Consider the following 16,074-nt stretch of genomic DNA (forward strand, 5'->3'; position numbering starts at 1 on the left):
GCGAATCGGCTATGCTGTAGGGATGAACGACCTGAGCACCATCCTTTCCGAGCCCGTCGCCCGGCTCGGCGCCACGACGATCACGCTCGGCCATGCGCTGGCGCTCGGCGCGATCGTGTTTCTCGGCCTTTTTCTGGCGCTGGTCGTCGCCCTGTGGCGGTCGGCCAGGGCGCGGACCATCGCTGCCGCTGAGGCCACAGACCACGCCCGCGACGCCGAGGCGCGGATGGCCGGCATATTGCAAAGCCAGGCCGAGATGCAGGGCCGCATGAGCGCCATCGCCGATGTGTTCGGCGCAAGGCAGGCCGAACTCAACCAGTCGATCGGCCAGCGGCTCGACGCCATGACCGGCCGCCTCGGCCAGACCATGACAGAGCAGACCAAATCGACGCATGAAAGCCTGGCGAAACTGCAGGAAAGGCTGGCCGTCATCGACACCGCGCAAGGCAACATCCAGTCGCTGGCCGGCCAGGTCGTGCAGTTGCAGGCGATCCTGTCCAACAAGCAGACACGCGGCGCCTTCGGTCAGTCGCGCATGGAAGCGATTGTCGCCGACGGCCTGCCGATGGGCGCCTATGAATTCCAGGCAACGCTGTCGAATGGCAGCCGGCCCGACTGCCTGGTGCGGATGCCCAACGGCGCGCCCTCGCTCGCCATCGACGCCAAGTTTCCGCTGGAAGCCTGGAATGCCATTCGCGCCGCCGATGGCGCCGAACTGCAAAAGGTCGCCGCCCAGGCCTTCCGCCGCGACATCGAGATCCATGTCCGCGATATCTCGGAGAAATATTTGATTCAGGGCGAGACGCAGGACACCGCCTTCATGTTCGTGCCGTCGGAATCGGTGTTCGCCGAAATCCACGAGAATTTCGACGCCCTCATCCAGAAGGCGCACCGCGCCCGGGTCATCATCGTTTCGCCGTCGTTGCTGATGCTGTCGATCCAGGTCATCCAGGCGATCCTCAAGGATGCCCGCATGCGCGAACAGGCGCATCTTATCCAGGGCGAGGTCATCCGGCTTATGGAAGACGTCGCGCGCGTCGACGAACGCGTGCGGCGGCTGCAGACGCACTTTGGCCAGTCGGCCAAGGATATTGACGAGATACTGGTGTCGACATCGAAAGTGACCAGGCGCGGCCAGAAGATCGAGGCGCTGGAGTTTGGCGAAAGCGAAGCTGAAGTGCGCGGCGGCGGACCCGCCAAGGCCGAAGCCGGGGTGCGGGTGGCGGATTCCAAGACGGGCCAGCTCAGGCTACGTGTTGTCGAAGGCGACGATTAGAGCGGTTCAGCGTTTCACGGAATCGCGGACCCGCTCTAACTCTTTTGTTTTTGCGCAATTCCTCAAGGGAAAGCGCTACACACTTTTCCTGGAATTACTCTAGAGCCTGCTCTAGACCGTAGCCACGATTACGTGCGCCTGAATTTTGGCCGCAACCTCGCCGCTGCCATGTCTGGCTGCAATCACGGCTGCGGCATGGTCGGTTGCGGCTTGCAGTTTTCCTGCATCCCTGGCCTCGATCTCGGTGCGAAGAACCGTCCCCTGGCAATAGGCAACCGCCGGAAGCCGCGGCGACGATGCACGGCTTTGTTCGGCCCTCGTCTCGATCGCCACACGGGAGAAACCTGCGCCTTCCAGCTCGCTGCGGATCAGGGCCGTGTCATGGTAGCCATGTGGCGTGCGGGCGAGAAAGCGCGGCGGATCGTTCGGAAAGATCTCCGCAAGAGCGTTCGTCACATCATTGGCAAATACATTCTCCTCGATGCGATCCCACACGTTGAACAGGAAATGGCCTCCGGGCTTCAGGACCCGCCTTGCTTCGCGATAACCGGCGGTGCGGTCGGGAAAGAACATCGCGCCGAACTGGCAGCAAATAAGATCGAAGGTCGCATCTTCAAACGGCAACGCCAGAGCATGCGCCTGACGCCATTGGATGCGACTGTCGGGAGCTTGCCGCGAAGCGGCAAAGTCGAGCATTGGCTGGTTGAGATCGGTCACGACATAGCTTGCGCCAGGAGACAGTTTTGGCGCCAATGCGCGGGTGACGACCCCGGTGCCGGCGGCGACTTCCAGGACGGCGCCGGGCGACAAAGACGCTGCCCGCCGTGCCATATCGGCGGCGAACGGCTCGAAAATCAACGGCACCATATAGCGGTCGTAATTTTCCGGAATCGAGCCGGCAAAAATCTTGTCTGGTTCCAGCATCGCTTTCACCCGCCAAGCGGTCTGATGGGCCGCGAGCCTAGCACATAATCGTCTGGTTTGGTCGCGTTAGACAGACAGGCAGGTGCTATTGCTCCTCTACGATGCCTATGCCCTCGAATTCCGGAAGCCAGTGCAGGGCCGACCGGTGCCATTTCTGTTGTGTCGGAACCAGATCCTCGCGTTGCCGCGCGGTCCCCGCCCTTATCCCATAAACCTTGGGGCCGTCGCCAACCGACGTCGCGTAAAGGTGCGAACCGCACTCGCCGCAAAAGGCCTGGGCGCGCTTGGCGCCGCTGGATCCTGTCTTGATATAGACCTTCGGCGTGCCCTTGGTGATCCTGTAGTGATCCTCAGGCGCGGGAACGGTGACACGAAAGGCAGTGCCGGTCAGTTGCTGGCAGTCGGTGCAATGACAGATGGAGGTCTTTTCCGGGTCGACCTCTGCTTCATAAGTAATGGCGCCGCAATGACACCCACCATCGATTCTCATGGCTGCTCCTCCGAAATCCGTCGACTGATCTTAGCGGGACCAGGCGATGAGGCAACGGTGGACTTCTGGTCCAGCACTAGTTCGATGCAGCTTCGACCGCCTTGCGCCGGTGTTCCCAGGTTCCCGTCGTCTGCGGCTTGACGAACAGCCTGGTGATCTCCGGCATGTCTTTCTTCAGCAGTGCCTCCAGGCGCTCGACGCAGGCTTCGATCTCGGGCGCCGTCAGATGGTCCTCGAACTCGATGCTGAGGCCGGCGACGATCTCTTGCGGGCCGAGATGGACGGTGAGAACGCCGTTGGCGCGTTGCACCGCCGGATCCCGCTGGGCGATGGCCAGCACCTTGGCCTGGACTTCGGCCGAGGCCGGCTCGCCGATGAGCAGGCCCTTGCTTTCACGAGCGAGGAAGATGGCGGTGGCGCCGAGGATCACCGCGATGCCGATCGAGGCGGCACCGTCGAGCTCGGGCATATCGAGGAGTTCCGCCGCCAGGATACCGGCAAAGGCGACGACGAGACCGAGGAGGGCGGCGCTGTCCTCGAACAGGATCGTGTAGACGCTCGGATCCTTGCTCGATTGCACGGCCTGCAGCCAGCCCTGCTTGCCCTTCTCCCGGCGGAACTCCTTCAGCGCCACATACCACGAGCTGCCCTCGAACAGCATCGAGAGCCCAAGCACGATATAGTTGATCCTGGGATTGGCGACCGGTTCGGGCGACATGATGTGGACGACGCCTTCGTAGAAGGACACGCCGGCGCCGAGCGCAAAGACCAGCAGGGCGACAATGAAACTCCAGAAATACAGTTCGCGGCCATGGCCGAGCGGGTGCGTGCGGTCCGGCGGGCGGGCGGCGCGGTGCATGCCGTAGAGCAGCAGCCCGCCATTGCCGGTGTCGACCAGCGAGTGGACACCTTCCGACAGCATCGCCGAGCTCCCGGTGAAGAAGGCGGCGACGAATTTGGTCAGTGCAATGGCGAGATTCCCGGCGAGCGCCGCGTAGATGACCGTCTTCGACCCGCCATGCGCTGCCATGCTGTCTTGCCCTCCAAGCCACCCAATGTAACGGCCCTGCAGCCGAAGCTCCACAGGCATCACAACGCACCAATCGCTCGGTCGTTCAGGTTCTTGAAGCTCGCTCGCGGAAAAGACGCCCTATTCGATGATCTCGTCCGTCCACACCTTGAAGCCGGCCAGCGTGCCCGGACCGAAGATATGGGTCAGCGGCACGTCGGCGGCATCGCGGCCCGAGGCGATCAGGATGCGGCCGATGCGCGGGGAATTGTTGCGCGGATCGAAGACATGCCAGCGACCGCCGAGATAGACCTCCATCCAGGCCGCGAAATCCATGCTCGCCCAGGGTTTGGGCAGGCCGATGTCGCTGATGTAGCCGGTGCAGTAGCGGGTCGGGATGTTGAGCGCACGGCAGAAGGTGACGGCGAGGTGGGCAAAGTCGCGGCAGACGCCGCTTTGCTCGCGATAGGCTTCGGCCGCCGTGCGCGTCGGCCGCGCATTGCCATAGCTGAAGACGATGTGGTTGTGGACGAAGTCGCAGACCGCCTGGACGCGGGCAATGCCGAGCGGCGTGTGCCCAAACAGCCGCCAGGCTTCGTTGGCCAGGAGATCGCTCTCGCAAAAGCGGCTGGGCAATAGAAACAGCAGCGTCTCCGACGGCAGGTCGCGCACCTCGTGCTGCCAGGCCATCAGGTCGCCCATCTCGAAGGTGCCGGGGTCGCGGATCACGGAATCGGTGCCGAAGGTAAAGCGGCCGGGCGGGGCGACGAAGCGGTTGCACCAGTTGCCGAAACTGTCGCGGTAGCTCTGGATCGGAACGGCCGGGTTGGAGGTGAGGAAGTCCGGGCGCTCGAGATCGGAGGCTCGGGAATAGTGGACGTTGAGCATCGCGATCAGCGGCGTTTCCTGCGGAAAATCGAAACTCATCTCGCTGCCGATGCGGATTCGCATTGTCGTCCTGACCGGACTGCCTGATCATCGCCGGGCGAAGGCATGGCCGATGCTGCAGTGCGAAGACAACCATGGCATGGACCGGCATGGTTTACGAGCAAATTAGAAACCGGTTGAAAGCAGACTGCTGGCGCTGGCGACAGGCGCCAGACCCCTTGCAGTCCGGCGTTTCTCTTGTTTCACTTGGTGTCCCACCATTGGAGGACCGAATCATGGCTAAAGGTGCGATGAAGGCAGGCAAGGAAGCCCGCAAGCCGAAGAAGGACGCCAAGAAGCCTGCCGCTGCTCCGGCGCTCAAGGCGCCGCCCGTCAAGGCCATAAGGCTCAAGGACAGGTAAGCCCGCCTTGGACCATTGAAGTCCGGGCAAACCGTTTCGGCGCAGATTTTGACACCGGCGGCATGAACAATGCTGCCGGTGTTTTGTTGATCGGCAGGCGAAGCCTCCTGTATCGAGGCGGCGAGGACGACCTCGCGCCTTCCCCCAAAACCGGCCGGGACGACCCGCCATCCTCGTGGAACGGAGTGCATTCCGATGTCGTGGATTTTTCTGTTTTTCGCCGGCCTGTTCGAGATCGGCTGGGCGATCGGCCTCAAATACACTGACGGCTTCTCGAAGCCGCTGCCGACGGTGCTTACCGTCGCCTCGATGATCGTCAGCCTGGGCCTGCTCGGCCTGGCGCTGAAGACGCTGCCCGTCGGCACGGCCTATGCTGTGTGGACCGGCATCGGCACGGTCGGCACAGCGCTGCTCGGCATCTGGCTGCTGGGCGAACCGGCAACCGCGATCAGGCTCGGCTGCATTGCGCTCATCGTCTGCGGCATTATGGGGCTGAAGCTCGCCGCCTGACCCTCTTTGTTTACGCGCACAAACACGTTCAGGGCCGCTGAAGGCGGCCCTGATGTCCGATCGTTCCGATCGAAGCGGTTAGCGGGCGGAGAAGCCCGGAGGCGTCCTGCCGGTGCGCTGCTTGCGCGCCGCATAGCGTGCGTCGCGCTTGGCCTTGCGTTCGGCTTCGTCGGCCAGCAAACGGGCGATGCGCTCGTTTTCTTCGGCTTCCTTGATCTTCGCTTCAGCCTGCGCTGCCTCTTCGGCCGCAATACGCGCCGCTTCGGCTGCTGCCTCGCGCTCGGCCCGTTCGACCGCTTCGCGTGCCAGCTTTTCCTGCTTCAGTCTGGCCTTTTCGGCCTCGCGTATTTCGCGAGCCGCCAGAATCGCCTTGCGTTCGGCCTGTTTGGCCAGAACCGCAGGATCATCAGCCGCCGGCTTTGACTTGAAGCGCTCCAGAAGCGCCTTCTTTGCCTCGTTCGCGGCGTTGCGCCGCTCGAAAATGTCTTTTTCCCTGTAGATAGCCAAGTCCACTTCCCTGAAGTCAATTCGCGACGCTTACATACGCGCGAAAACCGAGAGTTCAAGCGCCAAAACGGTATGCCAGCCATGAAATTCTATGCTGTTGCAGCCAAGAGACGCGCTTCTGCTGACCAAAGCCGACAGGAGCAGGCTGAAACCGACGTGCACTGTTCACCATCCGCCCCTCTGGCGGCAGAGCGGCTTGGTCGCTACCTCTAGCCGCAAAACCCAACCATTGGATGACAGATCATGGAACTCGGCCTCTATACCTTTGCGGACGTCACCCCCGAGCCCGGCCCCGGCGCCGTCGGGCCGCACGAGCGGCTGCGCAACCTGATCGAAGAGATCGAGCTGGCCGACCAGGTCGGCCTCGACGTCTTCGGTCTCGGCGAACATCACCGCCCGGACTACGCCGCATCCGCGCCGGTGGTGGCGCTTGCGGCCGCCGCCGAACGCACCAAGCGCATCAAGCTGACCAGCGCGGTCACCGTGCTGTCCTCCGACGATCCGGTGCGCGTCTTCCAGCAGTTCGCGACGCTCGACCTTCTGTCGGGCGGTCGGGCCGAGATCATGGCCGGGCGCGGCTCGTTCATCGAATCCTTCCCGCTGTTCGGCTACAATCTCGAAGACTATGACGAATTGTTCGGCGAGAAGCTCGACCTTCTCCTGGCCATCCGTGACAGCGTCAAGGTCACCTGGTCCGGCAATCTGCGCGCGGCGATCAATGACCGCGGCGTCTATCCGCGGCCGCTGCAGGACAAACTGCCGATCTGGATCGCCATCGGCGGCACGCCGCAGTCTGCCGCCCGCGCCGGTGTGCTCGGCCTGCCGCTGGCGCTGGCCATCATCGGCGGTGAGCCGGCGCGCTTCGCGCCGCTGTTCGACATTTATCGCGAGGCCGCCAAGCGAGCCGGCACTGACCCGAAGGCACTCGCCACCAGCATCAACGTGCACGGCTTCATTGCCGAGACGACCGAACAGGCGGCCGACGATTTCTACGGTCCGCAGGCCGAAGTGATGAACCGCATCGGCCGCGAGCGCGGCTGGGGCCCAACTTCGCGGGCGCATTTCGACCAGTCGCGCGGCCCGAACGGCGCGCTGTTCGTCGGCAACCCCGAGCAGGTGGTGGAAAAAATCGTCGCCCAGCACAAGATCTTCAACAACGACCGCTTCCTGCTGCAGATGGCGATCGGCACCATGCCGCACGCCAAGATCATGAAGGCGATCGAGCTTTACGGCACCAAGGTGGCGCCGATCGTGCGCAAGGAGGCTGCGAAGGCCGCCGCCGTTGCGCCGGCCGCTTGAGGCAGCCAGTCCCGTAGAAACCCAAAAAGCGCGAGGCGCGCCGGCAAAGGAACTTTGACGCCACCGGCACGTTTCCGTTGAGGGGCTGCGCCAATTGCGGCTTGCCCGGCGAGGGAACCCTATGAAAGCCGAACCCGCCGCTTCGGGCGCTGGTGCTGTCGACGGCGAAGATCCGCGCGCTGTTGCCCGCGCGGATACGCACCTGATGCGGACGCTGCTTATCGGCATCTTCCTGTTCATGGCGATCTATGCGCTTTATTTTGCCCGCGCCTTCTTCATGCCGGTCATACTCGCCTTCCTGCTGACGCTGACGCTGACGCCGATCGTGCGCTTCCTGCGCAAGCACGGCGTGCCCGAAGTGGTGTCGGCGACGCTGCTGGTGGTGCTTTCTGTCTGTATCTTTGCCACCGCCGGCTATCTGCTCAGTGGTCCGGTTATTGACCTCATCAACAACACATCGGCCATCGGCCAGCAGCTGAGCGAGCGGTTGGCGCAGTTCCGCCGCCCGTTCGAGAGGATCATGCAGATTGCGCATGAGCTGGAAGGGCTGACCCAGACCTCGCAGGAAGCCGATGTGCAGAAGGTTGCGGTGGCGCAGTCCGGCATGCTGTCGTCGGCCGCGGACAACATCCTGTCGGCCGCCACCAGCATCACCATCATCTTCGTGCTGTCGCTGTTTCTGCTGGCGTCCGGCACGATGTTTTATGAAAAGATCATCCAGTCCTTCGCCCGGCTCAGCGAAAAGAAGCGGGCGCTGCGCGTCGTCTATGACGTCGAGCGCGAAATCTCGCACTATCTGCTCACCGTTGCCGTCATCAATACCGGCCTCGGCACAGTGATCGGTCTCGGCCTGTGGGGGCTCGGCATGCCCAACCCGCTGGTCTGGGGAACGATGGCGGCGCTGCTCAATTTCCTGCCCTATGTCGGCGCGTTGATCACCATCGTGCTGGTGAGCGTCATCGCGCTGATCAGCTTTGACTCGATCTCCTACGCCCTTTTGGCGCCGGCCTTCGTGCTGTTGTGCGACATTGTCGAGGGCCAGTTCGTGACGCCGATGGTGGTCGGCCGGCGGCTGGAGATCAACGCGGTGGCGATCTTCATCGCCATCGCCTTCTGGTCCTGGCTGTGGGGCTTTGTCGGTGCGCTGATGGCGGTGCCGCTGCTGGTCGTCGTCAAGGTGTTCTGCGATCACTTCGAAGGTCTCAGCCATGTCGGCAATTTCCTTGCCGCACAGCAGACGGCGGTCGTGGTGGAGGACGAAGCGGTCGAGGAGAACGGCAAGACATAAGACAAGTACATCGCTCGTCGCGTCTGCCTGTCATGTCTTGTTTGTCGTCTTTCGATCGAGTGCCTATATCGAGCCGGTCAAGCCGGACCCTGCCATGACCGATGCCTCCTTCGACCTCGATGCCTATTTCCACCGCATCGGCTATGCCGGTTCGCGGGATGCGTCGCTGGATACGTTGAAGGCGCTGCACCTCCTCCACCCGCAAGCCATCCCGTTCGAGAACATGGATCCGTTGCTGGGCATCGCGGTGAAGCTCGATCCTGCTTCGCTGCAGGACAAGATTCTCGTGCGCCGCCGTGGCGGCTACTGCTTCGAACACAATCTGATTTTCATGCATGCGCTGCAGGTGCTGGGCTTCGAGGTCAGCGGCCTCGCCGCGCGGGTTCTGCGGGGCTTGCCCGACGATGCCATCACCGCGCGCAGCCACATGCTGCTGCGGATCGAGCTCGACGGCCGGACCTACATTGTCGATGTCGGCTTTGGCGGGCTGACGATGACTGCGCCGCTGTTGCTCGAGCCGGGCCTCGAACAACGGACCCCGCACGAAGCATTCCGGATCATCGAGACATCCGACAATTTCCGGGTTCAGGCCAATATCGGCGGCGACTGGCACTCACTCTACCGCTTCGACATGCAGCCGGCCTATGACGTCGATTACGCAGTCGCCAACTACTATTTGTCGACCAATCCGAGTTCGCACTTCCTGTCCTCCGTCGTTGCGGCGCGGGCCATGCCCGACCGGCGCTATGCGTTGCGCAACAACCGCCTGTCGACGCATCACCTGGGCGGCCGCACGGAGCACCGCGAGATCGAGACGGCCACCGAATTTGCCGACATTCTGGAAAGCCAGCTCGACATCATCATCCCCGACCGCGCCGCCTTCGAAACCAAGGTCAGGCAGCTGAACATCGTAAAGGCTTGAGGCCCATGACCGCTCTTTCCGTACTCGACCTGTCGCCGATCGTCGAAGGCAGCAACGCCTCGCAATCGCTGGCCAATTCGCTTGACCTTGCCCGCCATGCCGAGCGTCTGGGCTACAAGCGCTACTGGTTGGCCGAGCATCACAACATGCCGGGCATCGCCAGTGCGGCGACCGCCGTCGTCATCGCCCATGTCGCCGGCGGCACCAAGACCATCCGCGTCGGCGCCGGCGGCATCATGCTGCCCAACCATGCGCCGCTCGTCATTGCCGAGCAGTTCGGCACGCTGGCGGCACTGCACCCCGGCCGCATCGATCTCGGCCTCGGCCGCGCGCCCGGCACCGACATGGGCACGGCGCGCGCACTGCGCCGCAATCTCGAGGCGTCAGATAATTTCCCCCAGGATGTCGTCGAGCTGATGGGCTATTTCCGGCCGGCCGAAGAGGGCCAACGCATCCACGCGGTGCCCGGCGAGGGCCAAAAGGTGCCGGTCTGGATTCTCGGCTCAAGCCTGTATGGCGCGCAGCTCGCCGCCATGCTTGGCCTGCCTTACGCGTTTGCCTCGCATTTCGCGCCGGCCGAGCTCGACCATGCGCTTGAGATCTACCGCTCGCGCTTCCAGCCCTCGGAACAGCTGGACAAGCCCTATGTCATGCTCGGCCTCAACGTCTTTGCAGCACCCTCCGATGCCGAGGCAAACCTGCTGTTCACCTCGCTGCAGCAGGCCTTCGTCAATCTGCGCACCGGGCGGCCGGGCCGTTTGCCGCCGCCAGTCGAGGGCTATGACCAGACGCTGGAGCCGATGGCGAAATCCATGCTCGGCCAGGCGCTGTCCTGCGCCGTCGTCGGCTCGCCCGAAACCGTCCGGCAAGGCATCGACGCCTTCGTGCGCCGCACCGGCGCCGACGAACTGATGGTGACGGCGCAGATTTTCGACCATGCAGCCCGCGTGCGCTCGTTCGAGATCCTGGCCGAGGCGCATAAATCGCTGTCGCAGGCGGCGTGAGCTGCTCGCGAGGCTTTTGCCTGAGATGCGCGTCTGCTAAGGGCAGACGCCTTCCTCAGCCAAGAGCCCTGCCGTGACCCATGATCTCGACCAGCGCATGCATTTTGCCATCGATCTGGCGCGCCGCGCCGGCGAGCTCGGGCTGAAATATTTTCGCGACCTTGAAAACCTGACTATCGAGAGCAAGGGCCATCAGGACCTGGTTTCGGATGGCGACCGCGAGGTGGAGCTGTTCATCCGCGCCGCGATCGCCGCCGCCTATCCGCAGGACGGCATCGTCGGCGAAGAACATGAAGCGGTAGCCGGATCGACCGGCCATGTCTGGGTCATCGACCCCATCGATGGCACCGCCAACTTCGTGCGTGGCATTCCGGCCTGGTGCGTGGTGATCGCCTGCGCCAAGGACGGCGAGGCCGTCGTCGGCGTCATCCACGAGCCGTCGACCGGCGAGACCTTCCACGGCCGCCGCGGCGGCGGCGCCTACGTCAACGGCCGGCCGATCAAGGCCAGCACGGCCGGCTTGAGCGATGGATCGGTCGGGACCGGGCTGTCGAACCGCGCCGAGACCAGACATGTCGCGGTGCTCGTCGGCTTGATCATGGCAGAAGGCGGCGTCTTCTTCCGCAATGCTTCGGGCGCGCTGATGCTGGCCTATGCGGCATCCGGGCGGCTGCTCGGTTATGTCGAGGAGCACATGAATGCGTGGGACTGCCTGGCCGGCATGCTGTTGGTGGAAGAGGCCGGCGGCACGGTGCTGAAGCCGGACCCCAGGACGGTGCTCAGCCACGGCACGCAGGTGATTGCCGGCGGTAGCCGTGTCTTTCCAAAGCTGCAGGCGCTGTGCGCGCAGGCCTTCGGACGGGCGCCTGCCGGTATTACGCAGGGCTAGGCTACTTGTTCAACGCATAGGCTGTGGGTTAAAAGCGGACAGGCATTCAGGAGGATGCCCTGTTGCCGGAAACGGCAATTCCATCGGTTCAAGGGCTTACCGATGAACATGCATAACGCCGTCCGGGCAGACCGAACCGCGCTGGGCAGCGGGCCGGCGCAGGCGATCGCCGGCATCTTTGCGCAAGAGCTGCAGCTGGCCGCGGTCGGCCTCGATGACAATTTCTTTGATCTCGGCGGCGATTCGCTGGCCGCCGAAACCCTTGTTCTTGGGGTGCAAAGCCGGTTCGGCGTGAAGCTGCAGACCTCGGTGCTGCTCGAAGCGCCGACGCCGCGCGAACTCGGCAGGCTGATTGCCGCACAGCTGCCCGAGCATCCAGCGCGGCGGCTGGCGGTGCAGGTTTCCGGCAGCCACGGCCAGGAGCCGATCGCCATGATCCATGGCATTTCCGGTTCGGCGCTGTTTGCCAACCGTTTCGGCAAGGTGCTGAAGCAGCGCTATTCCGTCATCGCTGTGCGCGGCATGGGACTTGAGCCCGGCGAGACGCCGTATGACAGCGTCGAAGAGATCGGCGCCAATTATTTCGACGGGCTGAGCTCGGCCACCGGCCAGCACCCACGCGTCATCGGCGGCATCTGCCTTGGCGGGCTGCTGGCGATCGAAGTCGGGCGGCTGACCTTCGAGGCGACCGGCCAGCGGCCGGCTTTGCTTCTGATCGACCCGCCGCCGCTGGGTTCGGCCTGGCTGAAGCCGATGGCGGACAACCGCATGACCGTGCAAAGGCGCCGCCAAATCACCCGCAAGGTCGTCTACTGGCGGCTGTTGCGCGATGGCCTGGCGGCGGTCGGGCTTGGGCAGTCCAGGCTCGGGCGCCACACCAGGCAGAAAGCCTTCAAGAGCATGCTGGTGCGCGCTGCTGCGGGTTTTTCACCGTCGTCCTACCCGTGCGACATGCTGGTCATCGCAAGCTCGGAATGGAGCGCCACCACGGTCGAGCAGTACAAAGACTGGGCGAGCGAGAACACGCGGGTGGAGACGGTCGTCATGCCGGGCACGCATGACAAGTTCCGCGCCGCCAACATGGATGCGATCGACGCCGCCATCATCGCCTTCCTCGACGCCAGGCGCGCGCCGGCCGCAATGCCGGTCCGCTAGATGGGTTTTGGCCGCGACGTACTGGCCGCCTTCGCCGGCCATGGCGACCGCGTTGCAATGGTCAGTGGCCGCGACCAGATCACCTATGCGCAGGCCCTGATCCAGATCGACCATCTCGCCGCCAATTTCAGCGCACTCGGTATTCGCTCCGGCGAGCGCGTCGGCCTGGCCATGATCGGCAACATAGACGTGGTGCTGTCGATCCTGGCCTGCTGGAAGCTCGGCGCCACAGTTTCGATTGCCGACTTTCGCGCGCCGCGCAGCCAGCGGGCGCAGTTTGCGCATGACTTCGTCCTGACGCTGATCCTCGAAAGCCGCAGCCCACCCGGTGACGATGTCTATCCGGGTGTCGCTTTCCAGCAGGATTGGAAGCACGCCTCGCCCGTGCCGTATGCCGGTCCAGTTGGCGACGACACCAACCCGGCCTTCCTGATGTTCTCGTCGGGCACGACCGGTGACCCAAAAGGCTATCTGCAATCGCATGAGGCGCTTGCCGGACGCGCCACGTCGCACCGGCGTGGGCTGAACGGGACGGTCATGCGCCTGCTAACCCCGATGGTGATGTCCTATTCGGCGACGCGCCATCAGGTGTTCAGCTATCTGCGCCATGGCGGGACGATCAACTTCTTTCCGCCGCTGTTCACGCCGTCGGAACTGATCGAGGGTCTGCTGTCGTTCCAGGCCAGCGGATCGGCATTGCCGCCGCCGGTGATTACGCGGCTGGTGCGCGAAGTGGGCGAACGCTCGACCCGGTTGCTGCCGGACCTGGCGGTGCTTTTCAGCATCGGCGGACCGGCAACCGTCGAAGACAAGCTGGCGGCCTACCGCAATCTTTCGCCGGGATATCGCATCAATTATGCGTCGAGCCTGACCGGCGGCATCACCACGCTGTCCGGCGCCGACGTGCTGGCCAAGCCCAGCACCGCCGGGCGTCCGTTTGCCGATGTGCGTGTCGAAATTCTCGATGCGGGCGGGCGCGTGCTCGGCAAGGGCGAGAGCGGACTGATCAAGGCCTGGACGTCGACCATGGTTTCGGCGGTGGTGTCGGCCGGCAACAAGCCGTTTGTCGACCCCAAGGTGATGGGCGACGGCTGGGGCATTCCCGGCGACATCGGCTTCCTCGACGAGGACGGCTTCCTGACCATCGTCGACCGCGAGGCCGATATGATCGTGCGCGGCGGCGTCAATGTCGCGCCGCAGGAACTGGAAAAGCTGATCCGCGCCCATCCCAAGGTCAGGGATGTCGCGGTCGCCGGCTTTCCCGATGCGACGATGGGCCAGGAGATCGCCGCCTTCATCGTCTCCGACCAGGGAAGTGTTGCCGAATTCGAGGCCTTCCTGCGCGCCAACATCTCGCCCGACCGGCGGCCGCGCGAGGTCAGGCTGGTAACGTCGCTGCCCTACAGCGACAATGGCAAGCTGCTGCGCCGCCGCCTTGTCGAAACGCTGTCGCCGGCCGCCGCCAAACCTTAGCGTTTTTGCTTCAACAGGTTAAGGCTCGCCGCTTCGCCACCTGCATGAGCGGCGGTTGTTCCTCAGAAGGGTTTGAAAGGACCGGCCAGCCAGGGCGTCGGCCAGGGCTGCGACGCCAGGAGATCGAACACCGCATAAATGCAAAGCGTCGTGCCCGCGGCAACAGCCAGCGCCATTTTCGGCGACCGCGATCCCAGCATCCAGATGCCGCCGGCAACAAAGACGAAGGTGGCGGCGAGATGGCCCGCCAGCAGGACCAGAAAGGCGAGCGCCAGGCAGAGGCCAAGCACGGTGAGATTGCCCTTCATCGCCGGCCCATCGGAAGGCTGCCATTCGCCGGCCGACGTCATATCGGCTCTGTAGGCAGAGGCTGGCCTTCGCCAGCGCAGCACGGTCTGGATGGTTGTCAGAAGAGAAAACAGCGTCAGAAGGCCGGCCGTGATGGCCGGGAAGACGGCGGCTTCGAAGGGGAAATCGAGGAGTGCGGTGACCAGGGCCGCCGCGCCAAGCAGCGTCAATGCGCCACTGGCAGCGATATCGGGCAGCGCCGGCGGCAAGGCGCCGGCATCACCGCGGGCCTTGATCCAGGACACGGTCTGCCTGACCACGCCGGCAATGGCGAGGCCGAGCAGGATGAGCACCAGAGGCTGCTTCAGCCAGGCCCAGCCGGAAATCTGGTAGGCGAGGAAGAAGTAGTTTTCGAGGCTGGGGCCGAGCACGAAGCCGAGCGAAAAGGCCGAGCGCGGCCAGTTGAGCTCCTTCATCGCCATGCCGATCGCGCCGACCAGCATCACCAGCAGGAAGTCGAAGGCGCTCATATTGGTCTGGTAAGCGCCGACGACGATAAAGGTGACCACCAGCGGCACAAGGATCGCTGCCGATACTTGCGCGATACGCGCCAGCTGCCTGGTCAACAGCAGGCAGGTAACGGCGCCGACGATGTTGGCGACGGCGATTGACAGCACCATCGAAACGGTGATCGCGGCGTTCTTGCCGAGCATGTCGGGGCCGGGGACAAGGCCGTGGATGACAAAGGCGCCGAGCAGGATGCTCATCGAAGCCGATCCCGGCACGCCGAAGGCGATGGTCGGGATGAGGGAGCCGCCTTCCTTGGCGTTGTTGGCACTTTCCGGTGCAATGACGCCACGTACATTGCCCTGGCCGAATTTCGGACCCGAACCCGGCCGGCGCGAGGCATGGCCGTAGGCGATCCAGTCGAGCACGGCGATGCCGATTCCGGGCGCGGCGCCGAGCAGCGAGCCAATAGCGCTGCAGCGGAGCACCAATGGCCATTCGCGCAGCGTATCCCTGATGCCTTGCCACATGCCGGCATAGGTCGGCCGCTCGGCATTGCCCTGGATGGAGCCGCGCAGCAGCAGCGAGGCAAGTTCGGGCAGCCCGAACAGGCCGAGGAAGACCAGCGAAATCGGCAAGCCGTCCCAGAGGTAGACCTGGCCGAAACTCCAGCGCTCGACCCCGGCAATGCTGTCGATGCCGATGAAGGAGGCGAGCATGCCGAGCATCGCCGCCGCCAAGCCCTTCAAGGGCTGGCTGCCGGCGAGAATGGCGACGATCGAAAGGCCGAAGGCGCAAATGGCGAAGAAATCCGGCGTCTTCAGGTAGAGCACCAGCGGGCGCATGACCGGAATTGCCGCGGCCAGCACCAGCGCGCCGAACACGCCGCCGATCATCGAGGCCGAATAGGAGGCGCCGAAGGCCCGCGCCGCTTCGCCCTTCTTGGCCATGGCGTGGCCGTCGAGCACGGTCGCCGCGGCACCAACCGTGCCCGGAACGCCGAACAGGATCGCCGGAATGGTGTCCGATGTGGTGGTGACAGAGCCCATGCCGAGCAACAGCGCGAAGGCGGAATAGGGGTCCATATTGTAGGTCATCGGGATCAGCAGGGCCATGGCGAACAGGCCGCCAATGCCCGGCACGACACCGACAACGAGGCCGGCGAACACGCCGGTAACCAGCATGAGCATGCGGAATGGCTGCGCCATCTCCGCAATGGCGACAAGGATCAGATCCACTGGAGG

The 16,074-nt window shown here is 64.1% G+C and carries 16 protein-coding genes; 10 read left to right on the forward strand and 6 right to left on the reverse strand.

Going from position 1 to position 16,074, the window contains the following annotated elements:
- Nucleotides 1-22: 22 nt before the first annotated feature.
- On the forward strand, nt 23-1,276 hold the full coding sequence (locus ACWTU9_RS24350) for a DNA recombination protein RmuC (RefSeq protein ID WP_455860511.1): 1,254 nt from the start codon (nt 23-25) through the stop codon (nt 1,274-1,276).
- Nucleotides 1,277-1,387: 111 nt separating this feature from the next.
- Here ACWTU9_RS24350 and ACWTU9_RS24355 read toward each other — a convergent pair whose 3' ends face one another.
- From ACWTU9_RS24355 to ACWTU9_RS24370, 4 genes are all read right to left on the reverse strand, one after another.
- Nucleotides 1,388-2,200: a class I SAM-dependent methyltransferase gene (locus ACWTU9_RS24355; RefSeq protein ID WP_455860512.1), complete on the reverse strand. Its 813-nt coding sequence runs from the start codon at nt 2,198-2,200 to the stop codon at nt 1,388-1,390.
- A gap of 85 nt (nt 2,201-2,285) precedes the next feature.
- Nucleotides 2,286-2,690: a GFA family protein gene (locus tag ACWTU9_RS24360; protein ID WP_454589551.1), complete on the reverse strand. Its 405-nt coding sequence runs from the start codon at nt 2,688-2,690 to the stop codon at nt 2,286-2,288.
- A 76-nt stretch (nt 2,691-2,766) separates the two neighbouring features.
- Nucleotides 2,767-3,720 carry a cation diffusion facilitator family transporter gene (locus tag ACWTU9_RS24365; protein WP_454589550.1) on the reverse strand — a complete coding sequence of 318 codons (954 nt, stop codon included), beginning with the start codon at nt 3,718-3,720 and terminating at the stop codon, nt 2,767-2,769.
- A 120-nt stretch (nt 3,721-3,840) separates the two neighbouring features.
- Nucleotides 3,841-4,650 carry a transglutaminase-like domain-containing protein gene (locus tag ACWTU9_RS24370; RefSeq protein ID WP_455860513.1) on the reverse strand — a complete coding sequence of 270 codons (810 nt, stop codon included), beginning with the start codon at nt 4,648-4,650 and terminating at the stop codon, nt 3,841-3,843.
- A 212-nt stretch (nt 4,651-4,862) separates the two neighbouring features.
- On the opposite strand from ACWTU9_RS24370, the gene ACWTU9_RS24375 reads away from it, so the two are divergent.
- A complete protein-coding gene (locus ACWTU9_RS24375) occupies nt 4,863-4,988 on the forward strand; it encodes a hypothetical protein (protein WP_455860514.1) in 126 nt (41 codons plus the stop codon).
- 195 nt (nt 4,989-5,183) lie between these two features.
- Nucleotides 5,184-5,498 (forward strand): quaternary ammonium compound efflux SMR transporter SugE, encoded by a 315-nt coding sequence (gene sugE / locus ACWTU9_RS24380; protein ID WP_181059856.1) that lies wholly within the window; start codon nt 5,184-5,186, stop codon nt 5,496-5,498.
- 78 nt (nt 5,499-5,576) lie between these two features.
- Here sugE and ACWTU9_RS24385 read toward each other — a convergent pair whose 3' ends face one another.
- Nucleotides 5,577-6,005 carry a DUF6481 family protein gene (locus tag ACWTU9_RS24385; RefSeq protein ID WP_455860515.1) on the reverse strand — a complete coding sequence of 143 codons (429 nt, stop codon included), beginning with the start codon at nt 6,003-6,005 and terminating at the stop codon, nt 5,577-5,579.
- Nucleotides 6,006-6,248: 243 nt separating this feature from the next.
- Between ACWTU9_RS24385 and ACWTU9_RS24390 the strand changes: the two genes are divergently transcribed.
- From ACWTU9_RS24390 to ACWTU9_RS24420, 7 genes are all read left to right on the forward strand, one after another.
- Nucleotides 6,249-7,304 carry an LLM class flavin-dependent oxidoreductase gene (locus ACWTU9_RS24390; RefSeq protein ID WP_455860516.1) on the forward strand — a complete coding sequence of 352 codons (1,056 nt, stop codon included), beginning with the start codon at nt 6,249-6,251 and terminating at the stop codon, nt 7,302-7,304.
- A 121-nt stretch (nt 7,305-7,425) separates the two neighbouring features.
- Nucleotides 7,426-8,592 carry an AI-2E family transporter gene (locus tag ACWTU9_RS24395; RefSeq protein WP_455860517.1) on the forward strand — a complete coding sequence of 389 codons (1,167 nt, stop codon included), beginning with the start codon at nt 7,426-7,428 and terminating at the stop codon, nt 8,590-8,592.
- 94 nt (nt 8,593-8,686) lie between these two features.
- Nucleotides 8,687-9,514 carry an arylamine N-acetyltransferase family protein gene (locus ACWTU9_RS24400; protein ID WP_455860518.1) on the forward strand — a complete coding sequence of 276 codons (828 nt, stop codon included), beginning with the start codon at nt 8,687-8,689 and terminating at the stop codon, nt 9,512-9,514.
- A gap of 5 nt (nt 9,515-9,519) precedes the next feature.
- Entirely contained in the window at nt 9,520-10,518 is a 999-nt protein-coding gene (locus tag ACWTU9_RS24405; protein WP_455860519.1) for an LLM class flavin-dependent oxidoreductase, read from the forward strand.
- A 73-nt stretch (nt 10,519-10,591) separates the two neighbouring features.
- Nucleotides 10,592-11,407 (forward strand): inositol monophosphatase family protein, encoded by an 816-nt coding sequence (locus tag ACWTU9_RS24410; protein WP_455860520.1) that lies wholly within the window; start codon nt 10,592-10,594, stop codon nt 11,405-11,407.
- A 102-nt stretch (nt 11,408-11,509) separates the two neighbouring features.
- Nucleotides 11,510-12,562 (forward strand): thioesterase domain-containing protein, encoded by a 1,053-nt coding sequence (locus ACWTU9_RS24415; RefSeq protein ID WP_455860521.1) that lies wholly within the window; start codon nt 11,510-11,512, stop codon nt 12,560-12,562.
- On the forward strand, nt 12,563-14,035 hold the full coding sequence (locus tag ACWTU9_RS24420; RefSeq protein ID WP_455860522.1) for a class I adenylate-forming enzyme family protein: 1,473 nt from the start codon (nt 12,563-12,565) through the stop codon (nt 14,033-14,035). It begins immediately after the preceding gene.
- A gap of 62 nt (nt 14,036-14,097) precedes the next feature.
- Here the strand turns inward: ACWTU9_RS24420 and ACWTU9_RS24425 are convergent, their stop codons facing one another.
- On the reverse strand, nt 14,098-16,068 hold the full coding sequence (locus tag ACWTU9_RS24425; RefSeq protein WP_455860523.1) for a tripartite tricarboxylate transporter permease: 1,971 nt from the start codon (nt 16,066-16,068) through the stop codon (nt 14,098-14,100).
- Nucleotides 16,069-16,074: the final 6 nt, after the last annotated feature.

This window comes from Mesorhizobium sp. 128a (genome assembly GCF_053848025.1).

What these genes read in the sequence shown, in the direction of transcription:
- ACWTU9_RS24405 (WP_455860519.1), top strand. Translation starts at nt 9,520, where the DNA reads ATGACCGCTCTTTCCGTACTCGACCTGTCGCCGATCGTCGAAGGCAGC.
- ACWTU9_RS24365 (WP_454589550.1), bottom strand. Translation starts at nt 3,720, where the DNA reads ATGGCAGCGCATGGCGGGTCGAAGACGGTCATCTACGCGGCGCTCGCC.
- ACWTU9_RS24355 (WP_455860512.1), bottom strand. Translation starts at nt 2,200, where the DNA reads ATGCTGGAACCAGACAAGATTTTTGCCGGCTCGATTCCGGAAAATTAC.
- sugE (WP_181059856.1), top strand. Translation starts at nt 5,184, where the DNA reads ATGTCGTGGATTTTTCTGTTTTTCGCCGGCCTGTTCGAGATCGGCTGG.
- ACWTU9_RS24360 (WP_454589551.1), bottom strand. Translation starts at nt 2,690, where the DNA reads ATGAGAATCGATGGTGGGTGTCATTGCGGCGCCATTACTTATGAAGCA.
- ACWTU9_RS24420 (WP_455860522.1), top strand. Translation starts at nt 12,563, where the DNA reads ATGGGTTTTGGCCGCGACGTACTGGCCGCCTTCGCCGGCCATGGCGAC.
- ACWTU9_RS24375 (WP_455860514.1), top strand. Translation starts at nt 4,863, where the DNA reads ATGGCTAAAGGTGCGATGAAGGCAGGCAAGGAAGCCCGCAAGCCGAAG.
- ACWTU9_RS24370 (WP_455860513.1), bottom strand. Translation starts at nt 4,650, where the DNA reads ATGCGAATCCGCATCGGCAGCGAGATGAGTTTCGATTTTCCGCAGGAA.
- ACWTU9_RS24390 (WP_455860516.1), top strand. Translation starts at nt 6,249, where the DNA reads ATGGAACTCGGCCTCTATACCTTTGCGGACGTCACCCCCGAGCCCGGC.
- ACWTU9_RS24400 (WP_455860518.1), top strand. Translation starts at nt 8,687, where the DNA reads ATGACCGATGCCTCCTTCGACCTCGATGCCTATTTCCACCGCATCGGC.
- ACWTU9_RS24415 (WP_455860521.1), top strand. Translation starts at nt 11,510, where the DNA reads ATGAACATGCATAACGCCGTCCGGGCAGACCGAACCGCGCTGGGCAGC.
- ACWTU9_RS24350 (WP_455860511.1), top strand. Translation starts at nt 23, where the DNA reads ATGAACGACCTGAGCACCATCCTTTCCGAGCCCGTCGCCCGGCTCGGC.
- ACWTU9_RS24395 (WP_455860517.1), top strand. Translation starts at nt 7,426, where the DNA reads ATGAAAGCCGAACCCGCCGCTTCGGGCGCTGGTGCTGTCGACGGCGAA.